The 425-nt window shown below is 37.9% G+C and carries 1 protein-coding gene; it reads left to right on the top strand.

The window, feature by feature from the left end; genetic code table 11:
- Positions 1–425 (top strand): hypothetical protein (locus tag PZE06_RS26425; RefSeq protein WP_275792168.1); only part of this gene is annotated, 425 nt, incomplete at both ends.

The raw sequence follows: 425 nt of genomic DNA, 5'->3' as shown, positions 1-425 counted from the left end.
ATGCATTTAGTTCCCTCGTTGGCATCCAATTTATTGCGTTTTTATTTTCTCTTGGCGGTGGTTCATCTTCAATGGGGACCTCAGATGAGTATCACTTTGAATTGAAGTTTTACTCTGCTGACCTTGTGATTATTTTTACGTTTATTTGGATTTTTGTAACGGCGATTACGATTACAACAAAGCCTTATCGAAATCAAGATTTCACATTTGTGACGAATCGTATGAGAAGCAGTCTCTCCAACATCCTTTTTTTACTCTCTGCGAGCTTGTTAGGGGCGTTTACTGCCGTTCTATCGCGCTTTTTAATTCAAACCGTCGCCTATTTTCTTTTAAAAGAAGATTTATATATTGCTTCCGTTATGACGAGTGAAATGATGATCGGGATAACAGTGAGCTTACTCTATGTTTTTTGGATTAGCTCGATC

This window comes from Robertmurraya sp. DFI.2.37 (genome assembly GCF_029211245.1).
In the GTDB taxonomy this organism is placed as follows: domain Bacteria; phylum Bacillota; class Bacilli; order Bacillales; family Cytobacillaceae; genus Robertmurraya; species Robertmurraya methanolica_A.
Note: the sequence above shows the minus strand (reverse complement) of the source record. Positions and strands in the feature narration are given on the sequence as shown.